Source organism: Sinomonas sp. T428B (assembly GCF_056780155.1).
The window spans coordinates 122453-138016 of record NZ_JBRAZR010000001.1 but is presented as its reverse complement, the minus strand read 5'-3'; the positions used below and the strand labels follow the sequence as shown (position 1 = coordinate 138016).

At 70.6% G+C, this 15564-nt stretch carries 15 protein-coding genes; 9 read left to right on the top strand and 6 right to left on the bottom strand.

Features of this window, described 5'->3' with window-relative positions:
• Window positions 1-20 precede the first annotated feature (20 nt).
• Window positions 21-614: a TetR/AcrR family transcriptional regulator gene (locus tag ACUYMY_RS00650; protein WP_481701716.1), complete on the top strand. Its 594-nt coding sequence runs from the start codon at window positions 21-23 to the stop codon at window positions 612-614.
• An 88-nt stretch (window positions 615-702) separates the two neighbouring features.
• Entirely contained in the window at window positions 703-2118 is a 1416-nt protein-coding gene (locus tag ACUYMY_RS00645) for an aldehyde dehydrogenase family protein (protein WP_481701715.1), read from the top strand.
• Here ACUYMY_RS00645 and ACUYMY_RS00640 read toward each other — a convergent pair.
• Window positions 2108-2983 carry an SDR family NAD(P)-dependent oxidoreductase gene (locus ACUYMY_RS00640; protein WP_481701714.1) on the bottom strand — a complete coding sequence of 292 codons (876 nt, stop codon included), beginning with the start codon at window positions 2981-2983 and terminating at the stop codon, window positions 2108-2110. The genes ACUYMY_RS00645 and ACUYMY_RS00640 overlap by 11 nt on opposite strands.
• 277 nt (window positions 2984-3260) lie before the next feature.
• On the opposite strand from ACUYMY_RS00640, the gene ACUYMY_RS00635 reads away from it, so the two are divergent.
• Window positions 3261-4376, top strand: a complete 1116-nt coding sequence (locus ACUYMY_RS00635; RefSeq protein ID WP_481701713.1) for an LCP family protein — start codon at window positions 3261-3263, stop codon at window positions 4374-4376.
• Window positions 4377-4653: 277 nt separating this feature from the next.
• Here ACUYMY_RS00635 and dctA read toward each other — a convergent pair whose 3' ends face one another.
• Together dctA and ACUYMY_RS00625 are read right to left on the bottom strand one after the other, a co-directional pair.
• The gene (dctA, locus tag ACUYMY_RS00630; protein ID WP_481701712.1) at window positions 4654-5964 is read right to left on the bottom strand and encodes a C4-dicarboxylate transporter DctA; all 1311 of its coding nucleotides are present in this window, start codon (window positions 5962-5964) and stop codon (window positions 4654-4656) included.
• A gap of 110 nt (window positions 5965-6074) precedes the next feature.
• On the bottom strand, window positions 6075-6704 hold the full coding sequence (locus tag ACUYMY_RS00625) for a PrpF domain-containing protein (protein ID WP_481701711.1): 630 nt from the start codon (window positions 6702-6704) through the stop codon (window positions 6075-6077).
• Window positions 6705-6831: 127 nt separating this feature from the next.
• Here ACUYMY_RS00625 and ACUYMY_RS00620 point away from each other — a divergent pair, with 127 nt between their 5' ends.
• Both ACUYMY_RS00620 and ACUYMY_RS00615 read left to right on the top strand, forming a co-directional pair.
• Window positions 6832-7791 (top strand): LysR family transcriptional regulator, encoded by a 960-nt coding sequence (locus tag ACUYMY_RS00620; RefSeq protein ID WP_481701710.1) that lies wholly within the window; start codon window positions 6832-6834, stop codon window positions 7789-7791.
• A gap of 304 nt (window positions 7792-8095) precedes the next feature.
• Window positions 8096-8332 carry a hypothetical protein gene (locus tag ACUYMY_RS00615; protein ID WP_481701709.1) on the top strand — a complete coding sequence of 79 codons (237 nt, stop codon included), beginning with the start codon at window positions 8096-8098 and terminating at the stop codon, window positions 8330-8332.
• A gap of 269 nt (window positions 8333-8601) precedes the next feature.
• Here ACUYMY_RS00615 and hxlA read toward each other — a convergent pair whose 3' ends face one another.
• Together hxlA and hxlB are read right to left on the bottom strand one after the other, a co-directional pair.
• Entirely contained in the window at window positions 8602-9225 is a 624-nt protein-coding gene (gene hxlA, locus ACUYMY_RS00610) for a 3-hexulose-6-phosphate synthase (RefSeq protein ID WP_481701708.1), read from the bottom strand.
• Window positions 9226-9286: 61 nt separating this feature from the next.
• Window positions 9287-9898 (bottom strand): 6-phospho-3-hexuloisomerase, encoded by a 612-nt coding sequence (gene hxlB / locus ACUYMY_RS00605; RefSeq protein WP_481704921.1) that lies wholly within the window; start codon window positions 9896-9898, stop codon window positions 9287-9289.
• Window positions 9899-10066: 168 nt separating this feature from the next.
• Between hxlB and ACUYMY_RS00600 the strand changes: the two genes are divergently transcribed.
• The 4 genes from ACUYMY_RS00600 to ACUYMY_RS00585 all read left to right on the top strand — a co-directional run bounded on the left by ACUYMY_RS00600 (window position 10067) and on the right by ACUYMY_RS00585 (window position 15241).
• Entirely contained in the window at window positions 10067-11422 is a 1356-nt protein-coding gene (locus ACUYMY_RS00600; protein WP_481701707.1) for a helix-turn-helix transcriptional regulator, read from the top strand.
• On the top strand, window positions 11422-12312 hold the full coding sequence (locus ACUYMY_RS00595) for a LysR family transcriptional regulator (protein WP_481701706.1): 891 nt from the start codon (window positions 11422-11424) through the stop codon (window positions 12310-12312). The genes ACUYMY_RS00600 and ACUYMY_RS00595 overlap by 1 nt, the downstream gene beginning before the upstream one ends.
• Before the next feature lie 143 nt (window positions 12313-12455).
• On the top strand, window positions 12456-13757 hold the full coding sequence (locus ACUYMY_RS00590) for an aminotransferase family protein (protein ID WP_481701705.1): 1302 nt from the start codon (window positions 12456-12458) through the stop codon (window positions 13755-13757).
• Window positions 13754-15241 (top strand): NAD-dependent succinate-semialdehyde dehydrogenase, encoded by a 1488-nt coding sequence (locus ACUYMY_RS00585; RefSeq protein WP_481701704.1) that lies wholly within the window; start codon window positions 13754-13756, stop codon window positions 15239-15241. Before ACUYMY_RS00590 ends, ACUYMY_RS00585 begins: the two co-directional genes overlap by 4 nt.
• Window positions 15242-15326: 85 nt before the next feature.
• Here ACUYMY_RS00585 and ACUYMY_RS00580 read toward each other — a convergent pair whose 3' ends face one another.
• On the bottom strand, window positions 15327-15533 hold the full coding sequence (locus tag ACUYMY_RS00580) for a DUF4177 domain-containing protein (protein ID WP_481701703.1): 207 nt from the start codon (window positions 15531-15533) through the stop codon (window positions 15327-15329).
• Window positions 15534-15564 lie beyond the last annotated feature (31 nt).

The window sequence follows — 15564 nt, the reverse complement described above, 5'->3', positions numbered from 1 at the left end:
GCGGCGGTACGATCGCTTGCATGAGCGTGGGAGCAGTGAAGTACGGGGCAGGCCGGGAGGCGCTGATCAGGGCGGCCATCGACGTCGTGGCCGAGGAAGGCCTGGATGGCTTCAGCTACCGGAAGGTGGCGCAGCGGGCGGGGGTGAACAACACCCTGATCTCGCACCACTTCGGCTCGAAGGACCAGCTGCTCGAGGAGGCGACGATCTGGGCCGTCCAGCGCTCCCAGCAGCTCGCGGACCTGACGCTGGCCTCCGCCATCGACGCGAGGCTCGCCGACCTCGTGACCAAGATGGCCGTCGCGGACCCGAATCTACAGGTCTTCCAGTTCGCCATGATCCTCGCCGCCCGGCGCAGCCCCGAGCTCCAGCGCATCTCGAGCAACCTCTACGAGAGCTACATCGGGCTCATGCAGCGCGTCCTCGCCCAAGCCGGCCACCCGGACGACAGGCTCGCGGCCCGCGCGGTCTTCGCCGCCCTTGACGGACTGGTCCTGCAGCAGCTGACCATCTCCAACCCCGGGGAGATCCACGCTGCCATCGTCCGGCTGGGCGAGCTCCTGGCGCCGGCGCCGCGGGCGGCGCGGACCGAGGGAGCCGAGGCGGCCAGGTGATCTGCGCCATCTAAGCCCCTTGACCGCCCTCACTAAGCGAGTGCATAGTTGAGCAATTGCTTAGCCATGACTCGATGTGGAGGACATCATGGAAACGCTCAAGACCAGCCTGCTCGAAGCGATCGCCCCTGCCGACGACGCGCCGGGGCGCGAGATCCTCGACCCCGCCACGGGCGAGGTTGTCGGGATCGCCCCGGTGCACACGCTCGAGGACCTCGAGGCCGCGGTCTCCGCGGCCAAGGCAGCCCAGCCGGCGTGGGCCGCGGCGGGCCACGAGGCTCGGTCGGCCGCGCTGCTCGCCGCGGCAGACGCCGTCGAGCGCAACGCCGAGGAGCTCGCCCGGCTGCTCTCCCGCGAGCAGGGCAAGCCGCTCAACGGCCCGAACGCCCGCTTCGAGGTCGGGGCGTGCGCGGCGTGGCTGCGCGCGACCGCCGCGACCGCGCTCGAGCCCGAGGTCGTTGTGGACGACGGCGAGACCCGGGCCGAGCTGCACTACCGGCCGATCGGCGTCGTCGGCGCGATCGGGCCCTGGAACTGGCCCATGATGATCACCGTCTGGCAGATCGCCCCGGCGCTTCGCATGGGCAACGCCGTCGTCGTGAAGCCCTCCGGAATGACCCCGCTCTCGGTGCTGGCCCTCGTGAGGGTCCTCAACGAGGCCCTGCCAGAGGACGTCCTGCACGTCGTCTCGGCCGGCCGCGACGTCGGCGCCCGCCTTGCGGAGCACCCGGCGATCGGCAAGATCATGTTCACCGGCTCCACGCCCGCCGGCCAGGCCATCATCCGTTCCTCCGCCGGGACGGTGAAGCGGCTGACGCTCGAGCTCGGCGGCAACGACGCCGGCATCGTCCTGCCCGACGCCGACCCGAACGCCATCGCCGAGGGCCTCTTCTGGGGCGCGTTCATCAACACGGGCCAGACCTGCGCGGCCCTCAAGCGGCTCTACGTCCACGAGGACATCTACGACGCCGTGTGCGAGGCCCTGACGGAGTACGCCGCAGGGGTGCCCATGGGCGTCGGCCTCGACGAGGCGAGCCTGCTCGGCCCGCTCCAGAACCACTCGCAGTACGAGATCGTGGCCCGGCTCGTGCAGGCGGCGAAGGACTCCGGCGCACGTGTGCTGCTCGGCGGCAACCCGGACCCCGACGCCCCCGGCTTCTTCTACCCGACCACGCTCGTGGCGGACATCGACAACGACAACCCGCTCGTGGCCGAGGAGCAGTTCGGCCCGGCCCTTCCCATCGTCAGGTACGGCACGGTCGAGGAGGCCATCGAGAAGGCCAACGGCCTCGACGTCGGTCTGGGCGCCTCGGTCTGGTCGAGCGACAGGGCGAAGGCCCGGGAGGTTGCCGCGCGCCTCGAGGCGGGCACAGTCTGGATCAACGCCCATGGCGCCGTCCACCCGATGGTCCCCTTCGGCGGTGCCAAGCAGTCCGGCTACGGCCTCGAGTTCGGCGTCGAGGGCCTCAAGCACCTCGGCGTGCCGCAGGTCATCAACGGCTGACGCCCGGCCGGTCGGAACCGCCCGCGAGCCGCGCGCACTCCTCCCACAGCCGCCGTCGGGCGTCCGGGTCGGATCCCATGCCGGGCGTCTTGAGCTGCTTGCGCTTCATCCACAGCTTCCCCGTCGCCGCGCCGGCGTCGTCGGAGGTCGCGAGCCACACGGCGGTGTCCGCGCCCACCTCGGCCGGCTTGCCGAAGGTGTTCGTCACCCAGCGGAACGGCCCGCCGACGTCGCGCAGGAGGGTCGTGTCCTTGACCAGGCCCGGGTGGACGGCGTTGACGAGGACGCCCCGGTCCCGCAGGCGCTCGGCGAACTCCTGCGTGAGGAGGACGCGCGCGAGCATGGTCGGCGGCGTCGAGCGGAGGTAGCTGTACTCGCCCTTCGCGGTCTGCAGGTCGTCGAAGTCGAGCTTGGTCCTGCCGTACTTCGAGGCGATGTTCACGACCTTCGAGACCCGCCCTCCGGCGGCGGCCCGCGCGAGCGCGTCCGAGAGCAGCTCGGTGAGCAGGAAGTACGCCATGACGTTGGTCGCGAACGTCAGCTCGAGCCCCTCGGGCGTCACGTGGCGGTCCTTGCGGAACACGCCCGCGGCGTTGACGAGCACGTCGAGCCGGTCGCGGCGGGACAGGAACTCCCGGACGGCCGCTCGGATCGACGACTGCGACGAGAGGTCGCAGACGAGCAGCTCGAGCAGGGCCGAGGGCACGGCCGCGCGGATGTCCCGCATCGCGTCCTCGGCCCGGGCCTCAGAGCGCCCGACGACGGCGACGGTCGCCCCTGCGCGGGCCAGCCCGATCGCCACGGCCTTGCCGATGCCCCCGGTCGCCCCGGTCACGAGGGCCACCCGTCCGTCCATGGACCCCATGACTCAGCCTCCACTCGCTCGCCCGTGACGATCATGCGTGTCCTGCGCCGGCAGGGCAATGGGTGGACAGGGCGCACGACGGCGGGTGGGCCGGCAGCGCTCCCGGGCCGCCCGCCGTCGTGCGTGGGCAAGTAGCCGGGCCTGCGGGAATCAGGTACCGGGACCGGATGCGGGCGCGCCGCTGCGGTGGCACATTTGAAAAGCAACTGTTATGACTGAGGCTTTCCCCCAGCTGGGACGGGGTGCCGCGGCGTGTTCGGAAAGGACCGGTGAGCGCATGTCCCAGCACGCCTCCGCACTGCTCGACGGCCGGCTCGAGAGGCGGCGGACCCGGCGACGCCGCGCGCTCACGATGCTTGTCGCCCTCCTGGCCGTCCCCGTCCTCGCCCTCGTGGCCTTCGCCGGCTGCCTCGGATACGTGGGGAACAGCTTCGACCCCCAGACGCAGAAGATCGAGCAGGCCTTCCCCGACGAGTCCACCCGGCCCCCGGTGCAGCAGCCGAGCGGGGCGGCAGCCCCGGCCCCGGTGCAGGGCGCGGCGGACGACGGCGGTGCGCGGCCGGCGTCGTCCGGCGCCGCCGTGAACATCCTCCTGGTGGGCAGCGACGGCGACACCAACGGGCGGGCCGGCGCGGGCGAGGCGTCCGACCAGCGCTCCGACACGATGATGCTCGTGCACCTCCCCGCGGACCGGCGGAGCGCGTACATCGTCTCGGTGATGCGGGACCTGTGGGTGACGATTCCCGGGCTCGGGCAGGCGAAGGTCAATGCGGCCCTCGCCCACGGCGGTGTGCCGCTCCTCGTCCAGACGCTCGAGTCCCTGCTCGGGCAGAGGATCGACCACGTCGCGCTCGTGGACTTCGCCGGGTTCGAGGTGCTCACGGACGCGATCGGCGGGGTCACCCTGGACGTGCCGGTGCCGTTCACCTCGACCCTCCTGGAGGGCAAGCGCTTCGACGCCGGGACGCAGACGATGGACGGCAGGACGGCGCTCGCGTTCGTCCGCGAGCGCTACGCCTTCCCCGACGGCGACTACCAGCGCGTGCGCAACCAGCAGGCCTTCGTCAAGGCGGTGCTCCGCGAAGTCGCCCAGCCCGACGTGCTCGCCAACCCCGTGGCCCTGGCCAGGCTCGCGGACGGCTTCGCGCCGTACCTGGCCGTGGACCAGGGGCTCGACTCGCGCACCCTCGCGCAGCTGGCGTTCGAGCTGCGGGACGTCCAGTCCTCCGAGGTGGTCAGCTTCACGCTGCCGACCGGCGGGATTGGGACATCGGCGGACGGGCAGTCGATCGTGCTTCTGGACGCGGGGGCCACGAGCGCCCTCGCCGCGGCCATGGCCGGGGGCACGGTCCCGGACTTCGTCCGGCAGCACGGCCTGGAGGGCGGGAACTAGGCCGGCTTCTGGCCCCCCTCCCCCAGATGCGGGGTCACCTCCCAACGTTGCGGGGTCACCTCCCAACCTTGCGGGGTCACCTCCCAACCTTGCGGGGTCACCTCCCAACGTTGCGGGGTCATGCGGGGGGTCAGCCAGGGGACGGCGGCACGTGTGCCGCCGTCCCCTGGCTGTGATTAATGCTGACTCCCGCGCTGCGGGGGTGTGGTTCCCGGCGCCGCCTCACCCGACCTTCGGGGTGCGTGTTGCGAGCTGCGCGAGCCGGCGCCGGGAGGTTTCAGTGGGCGGGAACGGCCTCTGCCAGCGCCTTCTTTTCGGCCTCCGTGGGGACGAACCCGGAGCTCAGCTCGGCCTGGAGCGTCTGGGTGTCCAGGGCCTTCTCCCAGCGTGCGATCGCGATGCAGGAGACGATGTTGCAGATCGTGCTGGTCAGGGCGCGGGCCTCGCTCATGAAGCGGTCGATGCCGACGATGAGGGCCACGCCGGCGACGGGCAGGGTGGGCATGACGGCGAGGGTGGCGACGAGGGCGACGAAGCCGCTGCCCGTCACGCCGGCGGCACCCTTGGAGGTCAGCAGCATCATGCCGAGCATCAGGAGGATCTGCTCCCAGCTGAGCTGGATGTCGCAGGCCTGGGCGATGAACATCGAGGCGAGCGTGAGGTAGACGGCGGTGCCCGTGAGGTTGAAGGAGTAGCCGGTCGGGATGACGAGGCCGACGACGCCGCGGTCGCAGCCGATGCGCTCGAGCTTGGAGAGCAGGCGGGGGAGCACGGGCTCGCTCGAGGAGGTGGCCAGGACGATCAGGATCTCGTCCCGGAAGTAGCGCAGGACCTGCCAGAGGCTCACACCGGTCATCCGGGCGAGGACCCCGAGGCCCACGACGACGAAGACGATGCAGGCGGTGTAGAAGGCGAGGATGAGCATCCCCAGGTTGCCGATGGAGCTGGCACCGTACTTGCCGACGGTGAATGCCATCGCGCCGAACGCCCCGATCGGGGCCACCTTCATGAGGTAGCCGAAGACGACGAAGAGCACCTTGTTGAAGCTGTTGACGACGTTCAGGGCGACCTGGCCGGCCGGGCCGAGCTTGCTGAACGCGAAGCCGCACAGGAGCGCGATGAGGAGCACCGGCAGGACCTCGCCCTCGGCGAAGGCGCCGACGAAGGTGGTCGGGATGAGGCTCAGGAGGAAGTCCACCGGAGTGTTGATGTGGATCTGGCTCTGGTACTTCGCTGCGACTCCGGCGTCCAGATGGGTGGGGTCGACGTGCATGCCCGCCCCGGGCTGGAACAGGATGACTGCGGCGAGGCCGAGGGCCAGGGCCACAGCCGTGAGGGTGTAGAACAGCCCGAGCGAGCGCAGGAGGGTGGGGCCCACCTTCTTGGTGTCGGTCAGGGACGTGATGCCGCCGACAATCGTGCAGAAGACGATCGGCGCGATCATGAACTTCACGAGCTTCACGAAGGCATCGCCGAGCGGCTTCAGGTCCGCCCCGAGGGTTGGCCAGAGTGCGCCCCCGAGGATGCCGAGAGCCACGCCGATGAGGACCTGGACGTAGAGGTGTCCGAGGATGGATTTGATCTTCATTGAGCAACTTCCTGAGGTACCGCCCCGTCCCTCATGACAGGGGCTGGATGATGAGGGCTACGCCGTGTGGGCGAGGGGCCGCGCGACGTCGATGTCGGCGACGGCCGAGGTCAGGCCGATCGCGGGGTGGGGGGCGAGCATCGAAAGCATGCGCACCCGGAGGTCGTGGCTGTCCGCCGCGATCCTGGTGCCGTCCGACGCCGTGCAGTCGCCGGCGGGGGGGTCGTCTGGCCCCACGGGGCGTGGAAGGACAGGCCGACGGGCACGCCCGGGGCGCTGCTGCCCGGCACCGTCGCCCGGCCGGAGGTCGGGACGCGGCGGCCGGGCGTGGCGACCGATCCGGTCAGCACAGCCCCCGTGTTGAGGTTGCGCATCCGGACCCTCGTGGTGCCCTCCGCCGGGGCGACGATGCCCGACTGGACGGCGTACAGGGCGATGGCCGTGGCGCAGTTGCCGCAGTTGGAGCCCAGCTCCACGGTCGGGTCCCCGATCCCGACCTGCGCGAACAGGTAGTCGAGGTCGGAGGATTCACCGGGAGTCGGGGTGATGATCGCGGCCTTCGAGGTCGTCGACGTGCCGCCGCCGACGCCGTCGAGCTGGCGGGCGTCCGACGCCCCGAAGGCGTCCGCCAGCAGTCCGAGCATCTCCTCGTGCGTCCCAGCATGGCGGGCGACATCCCTGGCATCGAAGAGCCAGCACTTGCTCGTCCCGCCCCGGTACCAGTTGCCGCGGAGTAGCACGGTCGCCTCCCTTCACGTTCTGCGGTGTTGCGCCTCACAGCGCCTGCTCCCTCTACGATCCACGGGCAAAGGTTTCAGCACAATCACAGAAATGTTGAGGAGTATCTACTTTTGCTAAAGTGTCGGCATGGCCGATCTCGATCTCCGACGCCTGCACGTCCTGCGGGAAGTGGGCCGCCTGGGCTCCCTGACCTCTGCAGCCGCGGCCCTGTCCTTCACCACGTCCGCGGTCTCGCAGCAGATCGGCAAGCTCGAGCACGAGATGGGGGTAGCGCTCCTCGAGCGGCACCCCCGGGGGGTGGTCCTCACCGAGGCGGGCCGGTCGCTGCTGCGCTACGCCGACGAGATCGACCGCACGATCGAAGCCGCGCGCGCGGAGATGGACGAGTTCGCCGGCCTGCGCCGGGGCCAGCTGCGGATGGGAACCTTCCCCACCGTGGGGGCCTCTCTCATGCCCGAGGTCGTCCTCGCGTTCCGCGCGCGCCATCCCGAGGTGGCCGTGACGGTGGTGAGCGCGCGGCGCGACGGGCTCATCGAGCAGCTGAAGCGGCGGGACATCGAGCTGACACTGCTCTGGGACTACCCGTGGGAGCAGATCCACGACGAGGAGCTGGCCATCACGCCGCTCATGAATGATCCGACCGTGCTGCTCATACCCCGCGAGCATCCCCTCGCCAGCGGCCGGGCGGTCCGCGTCGACGCCCTCCGGGACCAGGAGTGGATCGTCCGCGACGAGCACCCCGTCGCGGACGTCCTCCGCCGCGTCTGCCGCGATGCCGGCTTCGAACCCCGTATCGCCTTCGCCGCGAACGACTACCAGGAGACGCAGGGCATGGTCGCGGCGGGCATCGGGATCGCGCTCGCGCCCCAGCTCGCGCTCAGCGCACTGCGCCCGGACATCGTCTCGGTGCCCCTCAGGGATTCCCCCACGCGCAGGATCCTCCTGGCCCACCTCGTCAACCGGCGCCTTAGCCCCGCCGGGCAGCAGGCGGCGGCGGTCTTCCGCTCGACGGCCCAGCGCGCGGAGGCCCGCATGGGGCAGCCGGTGACGGGCGGCGGCAGCGGGCGGCCCGAGGACGCCCCTTAACCCACGAAGGGGACGGCAGCCTCCGGGTGCCGTCCCCTTTCGCTGGTTGCGAGGAAAGTCCTGGGCAGGGGTCCGAATCAATGAAAGGTGACCCCGCAACGTTGGAACGTGACCCCGCAACGTTGAGAGGTGACAGGGACAGCGCGAGCCGGGCGACGGCGTCGTCCGCCCCCCGATCACGAGGCGTCGCACCTCATCTCGGCGTCACAGGCCCCCACCTCGGCGTCATGGACGCCGAGGTGGGGGCTGGCGTCGAGCGTCGAGCTCTCTGTACGCAAGGGGCGCCCCGCGGGACACTGCCCTCATGGACATCTCCCAGTGGTGGCCCCTCGTGGGCCAGGGGACGCGAGCGTGGCTCATCGCGCACAATGGCGAACGCCTGACGCCGCCGATCGTCGCCGACATCCTTTCGGCGACCGCCGACACCACGGACCCGGCGTGGTGGGACGGCGACGCGCCGGATGGCCCCCAGCTCACCGACCGGGCCGTCGACTGGATCGAGGCAGTCGCCAACGACGAGGAGCCGCCCGCGGACGCCTGACCCGGTGTACTTCGGCAGGCATGCGGGACAGACTGGGCGCAGCCGCGGGTGGCTCCCCCGCCCCCGGTGATCTACTCCTCCGGCGGGCCGGACAGCGCGGGGCGGGCGACGGCGTCGTCCGCCCCGATCTCGAGGGGCCGCAGCACCCACCTCGGCGGCACAGGCCCCCATTTCGGCCAAGCCTCGGACGCCCCTTAACCCACGAAGGGGACGGCAGCCTCCCGGGCGCCGTCCCCTTCGCTGGTTGCGAGGAAAGTCTTGGGCAGGGGTCAGATAATGGCCTCCTTGAGCTGGCGAGCGGCCTCGGCCGGGTCAGCGGCACCGTAGATCGAGCCACCGGCGACGGCGACGTCGGCGCCGGCGCGCTGGACCGAGGCGATGGTGGAGAGGTTCACGCCGCCGGCGACGGAGAACGGCACGCGGGCCTTCTCGCCAGCGGTCAGGAGGACGCTGAGGTCGTAGCCGGGCTTGGCCTGCTCGTCGAGACCGGCGTGGAACTCGACGAACTTGGCGCCGAGCTGGCGCACCTCCTGGGCGCGGGTGACCTTGTCCTCGACGCCGATGAGGTCGACGACGACACCCTTCTGGTGGGCGCGGGCGGCCTTGACCGCGCCGGCGATCGTGGAGTCGTCGGCGCTGCCGAGGACCGAGACGAGGTCGGCGCCCGCGTTGAAGGCAAGCTCAGCCTCGAGCTCGCCGGCGTCCATCGTCTTGAGGTCGGCGAAGACGACCTTCTCCGGGTGGGCCTGCTTGACGGCGGTGACGGCGGAGAGGCCCGCGTTCTTCACGAGCGGCGTGCCGAGCTCGATGATGTCGACGTGCTCGGCGACCTTCTCGGCGAGCGCGAGGGCCTCTTCGGTGGTCAGCACGTCCATGGCGACCTGGAGCTTCATATGTTCCTTCTCTCTGTTGCTGGGTGGGTGGGAGTGAAGTCTGGGATTGCTCGAGACGTGATTACTCGAGGTTGGCGTGGCGCAGCCACAGCTCCTCGGCCGGGGTGCCGTCGGCGCCCCACAGGCTCTGGAACACGGCCTCCGAGGCGAGCAGGAGGACCTGCTCGAACAGGCTGCCGGAGTACTGGCGGGAGACCGCGCCGCCGTGGTCGGTCTTGCGGGCGGCGGGGATGACGACGACGGCGTCGGCCCGCGCGGCGAGCGGCGACTCGGGGTCGGTCGTGTAGACCGCGATGTCGGCGCCCACGGCGGAGGCGGTGCTGGCCGCCTTGACGACGCCCGCCGTCGTGCCCGAGCCGGAGGCCGCGAGCAGGAGGTCCCCGGAGCGGATCGCGGGGGTCGTGGTGTCGCCCACGACGTGGACCTCGAGGCCGAGGTGCATGAGCCGCATCGCGGCCATGCGCAGCACGAGGCCGCTGCGGCCGGCGCCTGCGACGAAGACGCGCTCGGCGCGGCGCACGAGGGCCGCGAGCTCGGCGAGCTGGCGGCGGTCGAGCTCGCTCGCCGTGGCGCCGATCTCGGCCTGGATGAGGCTCAGGTTGCTGTGCACGGTGTCCGGCGCGATGGCCGTCCCGGCGAGGGAAACGTCCGCGTCGCTGCGGGAAACGTCGATGCTCACGCTCGCTCCTGTCTGTCTCTGGTGTCTGCCCGGGCCGGTTCCGCCCTGGCGGCTGTATCCAGCATCGCGGCCCAAACGGGCGGGGAAAGCTGCCATTCGGGGCAGTCCTTGCTGCCCGAATGGGTAGGCATGGTCGGGTGGGGCGGGCTAGTCTGGACTGCTATGACCGCTCTCGACGCCGAGGCCGCCATCGCGCCGGATGCACGCCTCCCTCGCCGCACCGACCGACTGGACCTCCTCGACGCCGCGGCCCGGCTCGCCGACGCCCCGCTGCTCGAGATCGCGGAGCGGCTCAGGGAGGCCCTCAAGCCCTACGTGCACTGCGGGGCGCTCGTGATCTTCACGGAGGACTGCACCGGACGGCCGCAGAAGAAGGCCGGCGCCGAGGACGTCATCTCGCGCGTGTCGATCGAGGAGCTGGACCGGATCCGGGACTCCCTGCCCGACTTGGAGCCGCACTGGGGCGAGGAGGAGGTCGCCGGCCGCACCCGGCCCGTGCTCGCGCTGCGCTCGAGCACGAACGCCCTGCTCGTCCTCACCGACCCGGCCCCCGCCCCCGAGTGGGACGAGGGGGCGGACCTGCCCGTCGTCGCGCGGCTGTGGCACCTCGCCGCGGTGCGGATCCGCGAGAAGGTGGCGGAAGCGCCGCCATCGTACCTGCGGGAGTCCCGCGCCGCGTCCGCCGAGCGGGCCCGGCTCACCGCGGAGCTCACCGACCAGCACTCCACGACGCTCGAGACGCTCCTGGCCGCGCTGCGCTCGACTGCGATGGACGACGGCGCCGCGCGCGCCACCGCAGTCGACCTCGCCGCCGCGGCGCTCGTGCGGCTGCGCAGCCTCGGCGAGCGGACTGCGGCGCTGCTCGAGGAGCCGGTGGCGAGCGCGTTCGCCCGCCTGCTCGAGGACCTGCGACCGCTCGTGCGGTTCAGCGGGATCGACGTCCAGTTCGTCGAGCCGCCCGCGGACGGGCGCGCGCTGCCCGGGGAGGTCGCGCACGCGGCCCGGGCGATCGTGCGGGCGCTCGTGCTCGCGATGGTCGAGCAGGACGACGTGAGCCGCGTCCGGACGCAGTGGGACTGCGACGGGACGAACCTGCTCATCAACGTGCGCGACGACGGCAAGGGCCAGCTCTCGCTCGACGCCGAGAGCCTGCGCCGCGTGCGGCAGCGCGTCGAGGCGCTCAACGGGCGGCTCACGATCGAGGTGATGTCCGGCTGGGGGGCCGACGTCGCCGTCGTCCTGCCGCTCGACGCGCCCGAGCCGCCCTCGGCCGAGGCCGCGGAGTGGGGGCTCGGCCCCCGCGAGGAGGAGGTGCTGCGGCTGCTCGCCGCCGGCCTGCGCAACCGGGCGATCGCGGCCGAGCTGCACGTCTCCGAGAACACCGTAAAGTTCCATTTGCGGAACGTGTTCCGGAAGCTCGGGGTGGCCTCGCGATCGGAGGCCGTGGCCCTGGCCGGGCAGGCCGGCCAGGCCTTCGGTCAGCGCGTCCGGCAGCAGAGCGCCAGAAAGCAGGCCTAATGCTGGACCTTCACCGCCTCACGCTGCTGAGGGAAGTCAAGCTGCACGGCAGCATGAGCGCCGCCGCCCGGGAACTCGGCTACAGCCATTCCGCGATTTCGCAGCAGCTCGGGGTGCTGGAAAAGGAAACCGGCGTGGCCCTTCTGGAGAAAGTCGGCCGTAACGTCAGGCTCACTCCGGCCGGCGAGGAGCTCGTGCGGAATACGGACGCGATCCTTGCGGCCATCGAGCGCGCGGAATCCGATTTGGCGACCGCGCACGAGCGGGCCCACGGCGTCGTGACCATCGCCGCCTTCGCATCGATCAGCCGCAGCGTCATGCCGACGGCGGTGGCGGAATTGGCCCGGAATTTCCCTGGCCTGGACGTTCGCCTCCGCCGCGAGGAGCCGGAAGTCGCCGTCATGCAGCTCATGTCGCGGCAGGTCGATGCCGTGGTGACTGACGCTTTTCCCGGCACCCAGGGCGCTCCCGACGGCGGTGTCCACACCACGGTGATCGGCCAGGACCCCGTTCGGGGGTATCTCCCTCACGGCGTGGCCTTCGACGATTTCGATCAGCTTCGCAGTGCGCGCTGGGTCCTGGAACCCCTGAGCGCGGCATCCGCCCAATGGGCCTTGCGAGTCTGCCGCGAACGGGGCATCGAGCCGAATGTCGCGCACTTCTCCTCCGACCTCCTCTTCCACCTCAGGATGGTCGAACAAGGCCTGGCCGCAGCGTTCCTGCCCGACATGGTCGTGCGGGAGGCGGGCAGCACGATCGAGCCGAGCTCCTGGCTGCCCGCGGACCAGCGGAGCATCCAGTACGTCGTGAGGAACGGATCGGAGAACAGCCCGGCACTCGTCGCGGTACGGGAGGCCATCGTCCACGCCTTCCAAGCGCGCAATATGTAAGCCTGCCTGACACATAGGTGTCATGAACGTTCGCTTGTCCTGACCGATAGGCCGAAGCTACGTTTGATACACGCCGGAATCCCTCGCACTCATGCGGTCGTTCCTGCGGTTCCTCAAGCGAGACCGGAAGGGAGCGAGCGCACATGTCCCTCGTAGACGTTTCGTCCGCGGCGACGCCTGGCCCACGCCTGCTGGACGGGCCGGCCCTGTGGCCGGCCCAGGCCCACACGCCGACAGTGCTGGGGCGCCAGCTCGTCGTCGAGCGCGGTGAGGGGTCCTATGTCTTCACTGCCGATGGGCGCCGGCTGTTCGACGGCACCGCGGGCCTCTGGCACGCCAACATCGGCCATGCGCATCCGGAGCTCGCCGAAGCCGCCTACGAGCAGATGAAGCGGCTCGAGACCTACCACATCTTCGCGCGCTTCACGAATGACAAGGCCCTGGCCCTCGGCGAGCGGCTTGCCCAGATCTCGCCGATCGACCGCCCGAAAGTGATCCTGAATTCCGGCGGTTCCGACGCCATCGATGTGGCCTGCAAGCTGGCCCGCCGCCATTGGCAGCGCGAGGGCAGGACCAGCAAGAAGGTCATCCTCAGCCGCGAGTTCGCCTACCACGGCCTCCACGCCTACGGCACGAGCATCGCCGGCCTCGACTTCAACCGCGAGGGCTACGGCACCGAGTCCCTCGTTCCGGAGACGGCCCGGGTGTCCTTCAACGACCCGCAGGATGTCGCGCGGGTCGTCGCAGAGGTGGGGCCCGAGAACATCGCGGCGATCGTCACCGAACCTGTCCAGGGCACGGGAGGCGTGAACCCGCCCACCCCCGGCTACCTCGAGGCCATCCAGAAGATCTGTCGCGAGAACGAGATCCTCCTGATCCTGGACGAAGTCATCACGGGCTTCGGCCGCCTCGGGACGATGTTCGCCGCCGAGCGCTACGGGATCGAACCGGACCTCGTGACCTTCGCCAAGGGCATCACCTCGGGCTACGCGCCGCTGGGCGGCGTCCTCGTCAGCCCCCGCGTGTGGGAGCCGTTCTACGTCGATTCGCCGGAGACGCCGATCTTCCGCCACGGGGCGACCTACGCGGGCCACGCCACCGCGGCGGCGGTGGCCCTGCGGCACCTGGACATCCTCGAGCGGGACCAGCTGATTCCCCGCGTCAAGGAACTCCAGACCGTGCTCGAGACGGAGTTCGCCCAGCTGGCCCAGCGGCAGCCGGCGGTCACCGACGCGCGGGTCGCCGGACTCCTGGGTGGCGTCACCCTCGCCGAGCACCTCAAGGCCGAACAGGTCTGCGACGACCTGATCGAGCTCGGGTACATCGCCCGGCCCCTGCGCGGCAACACCGTGCAGGTCAGCCCGCCCTTCATCATCAGCAACCACGAACTCTCGCTCTTTGTCACCGCACTCGAGCAGGCCATTACCGAAAGGGAAAATCGATGAGCCTCACCGCCACCACTGCTACGCCCCTCATCGCAGCGGACCCGGAGAGCGTCCGGCGCGCCGACGCCGTCATCCAGTCCATCAAGCTCCCCAGCGAGGGCATCGCGGTCCAGGACCCGGCCACCGCTGAGACCATCGCGCACATCCCCGACGCCGACGTCGAGGCAGCGCTCACGGCCGTCAGCACGGCGGACAAGGCCGGGGCCGAGTGGGCGAAGACCTCGCTGCGCCACCGCGCCGACATCCTGCGCGCCTGGTACGACAAGCTCGTCGAGCACTCCGAGGACCTCGCGCACCTCATCTCGCGCGAGATGGGCAAGCCGCTCGCCGAAGCCCGGGGCGAGGTCAAGTACGGCAACGACTTCGTGCGCTGGTACGCCGAGGAGGCGGTCCGCCCGGTCGGCAACTTCCGCGAGACGCCCGACGGCGGCGCGAACCTCCTGACGCGCCGCTCCCCCGTCGGCCTCGCGGTGCTCATCACGCCGTGGAACTTCCCCCTCGCCATGGCCACCCGGAAGATCGCACCGGCGCTGGCGGCCGGGTGCCCCGCGGTCATCAAGCCCGCGACCCTGACCCCGCTGACCACGTACTTTGCCGTGCAGCTCGCCGTCGAGGCCGGGGTGCCGGAGGAGCTCGTCCAGGTCGTCACCACGTCCAAGTCGGGGGACTTCAGCGAGGCCGTCCTCCGCGACCCGCGGGTGCGGAAGGTCTCCTTCACCGGGTCGACGCCGGTGGGTCGCCGGCTCCTCGAGCTCGCCTCCCAGAACGTGCTCCGCAGCTCGATGGAGCTCGGCGGCAACGCCCCGCTCATCGTCTTCAACGACGCCGACCTGGAGCGCGCCGTCGACGGGACGTTCGCCGCGAAGCTGCGCAACGGCGGGCAGTCGTGCATCGGTGCCAACCGCATCTACGTCCAGGACGGCATCGCGGATGAGTTCGTCGCCGCGCTCACCGAGCGCTTCGCCCAGATCAAGGTCGGGCACGGCCTCGGCACGGGCACGGGCCTCGGCGCGCTGATCGACGACCGGGCGGTGGCCGAGATGAAGGCCTACACCGAGAACGCCGTGAGCCTCGGTGCCGAGCTGCTGACCGGCGGCCACGGGTTCGACTCGCCGGGCAACTTCTTCGCCCCGACCGTCCTTGACCGGGTCTCGGGGGATTCCGACGTTGCCACGTCCGAGATCTTCGGGCCCATTGCCGCGATCCAGCGGTTCAGCTCGGAGGCCGAGGTCATCACCCGTGCGAACGCGACCGAGTTCGGCCTCGCCGGCTACGTGTTCACCGAGAACCTCGACCGCGCCTTCAACGTGGCCGACAGCCTCCAGACGGGCATCGTCGGCATCAACCAGGGCGTGCCCTCCAACGCTGCGGCCCCGTTCGGCGGCATCAAGCAGTCGGGCCTCGGCCGCGAAGGCAGCGCCGAGGGCCTCGAGGAATACGAGAACATCCGCTTCTACAACGTGGCCCGCCGCGCGACGGCGTAGCTGACCAGAAGCACACGCTGAGACCGGCGCCCGCCACGGGCGCCGGTCTCAGCGCGTCTAATTCCCACAGCAGGCGGTAGTGGGACTATCCGAGGCTCTCGAAGACCATCGTCGCCTGAATGCGGTCACCGCCACCGAGTCCCTTGCTCCCGCTGCTCGCGGTGGTAATGGTGTGAAGCCGATAGCCCTTCGCCGCCTGAGCGTTGATGGCATTCTCCAGTTCGGTCAGGTTGCCCGAACCGGTCCCCCACAGTTTCTCTTTGAGGATCACCTGCACGACGACGTAGCGCATGAAACGACTCCCTTCCATTGATGGTCAGTGG

Excerpts from the sequence above, each read along its gene's own strand:
- ACUYMY_RS00580 (WP_481701703.1), bottom strand. The coding sequence starts at position 15,533 with ATGCGCTACGTCGTCGTGCAGGTGATCCTCAAAGAGAAACTGTGGGGG.
- ACUYMY_RS00590 (WP_481701705.1), top strand. The coding sequence starts at position 12,456 with ATGTCCCTCGTAGACGTTTCGTCCGCGGCGACGCCTGGCCCACGCCTG.
- ACUYMY_RS00635 (WP_481701713.1), top strand. The coding sequence starts at position 3,261 with ATGTCCCAGCACGCCTCCGCACTGCTCGACGGCCGGCTCGAGAGGCGG.
- ACUYMY_RS00600 (WP_481701707.1), top strand. The coding sequence starts at position 10,067 with ATGACCGCTCTCGACGCCGAGGCCGCCATCGCGCCGGATGCACGCCTC.
- ACUYMY_RS00645 (WP_481701715.1), top strand. The coding sequence starts at position 703 with ATGGAAACGCTCAAGACCAGCCTGCTCGAAGCGATCGCCCCTGCCGAC.
- ACUYMY_RS00595 (WP_481701706.1), top strand. The coding sequence starts at position 11,422 with ATGCTGGACCTTCACCGCCTCACGCTGCTGAGGGAAGTCAAGCTGCAC.
- hxlA (WP_481701708.1), bottom strand. The coding sequence starts at position 9,225 with ATGAAGCTCCAGGTCGCCATGGACGTGCTGACCACCGAAGAGGCCCTC.
- ACUYMY_RS00620 (WP_481701710.1), top strand. The coding sequence starts at position 6,832 with ATGGCCGATCTCGATCTCCGACGCCTGCACGTCCTGCGGGAAGTGGGC.
- dctA (WP_481701712.1), bottom strand. The coding sequence starts at position 5,964 with ATGAAGATCAAATCCATCCTCGGACACCTCTACGTCCAGGTCCTCATC.
- ACUYMY_RS00615 (WP_481701709.1), top strand. The coding sequence starts at position 8,096 with ATGGACATCTCCCAGTGGTGGCCCCTCGTGGGCCAGGGGACGCGAGCG.
- ACUYMY_RS00585 (WP_481701704.1), top strand. The coding sequence starts at position 13,754 with ATGAGCCTCACCGCCACCACTGCTACGCCCCTCATCGCAGCGGACCCG.
- ACUYMY_RS00640 (WP_481701714.1), bottom strand. The coding sequence starts at position 2,983 with ATGGGGTCCATGGACGGACGGGTGGCCCTCGTGACCGGGGCGACCGGG.
- ACUYMY_RS00650 (WP_481701716.1), top strand. The coding sequence starts at position 21 with ATGAGCGTGGGAGCAGTGAAGTACGGGGCAGGCCGGGAGGCGCTGATC.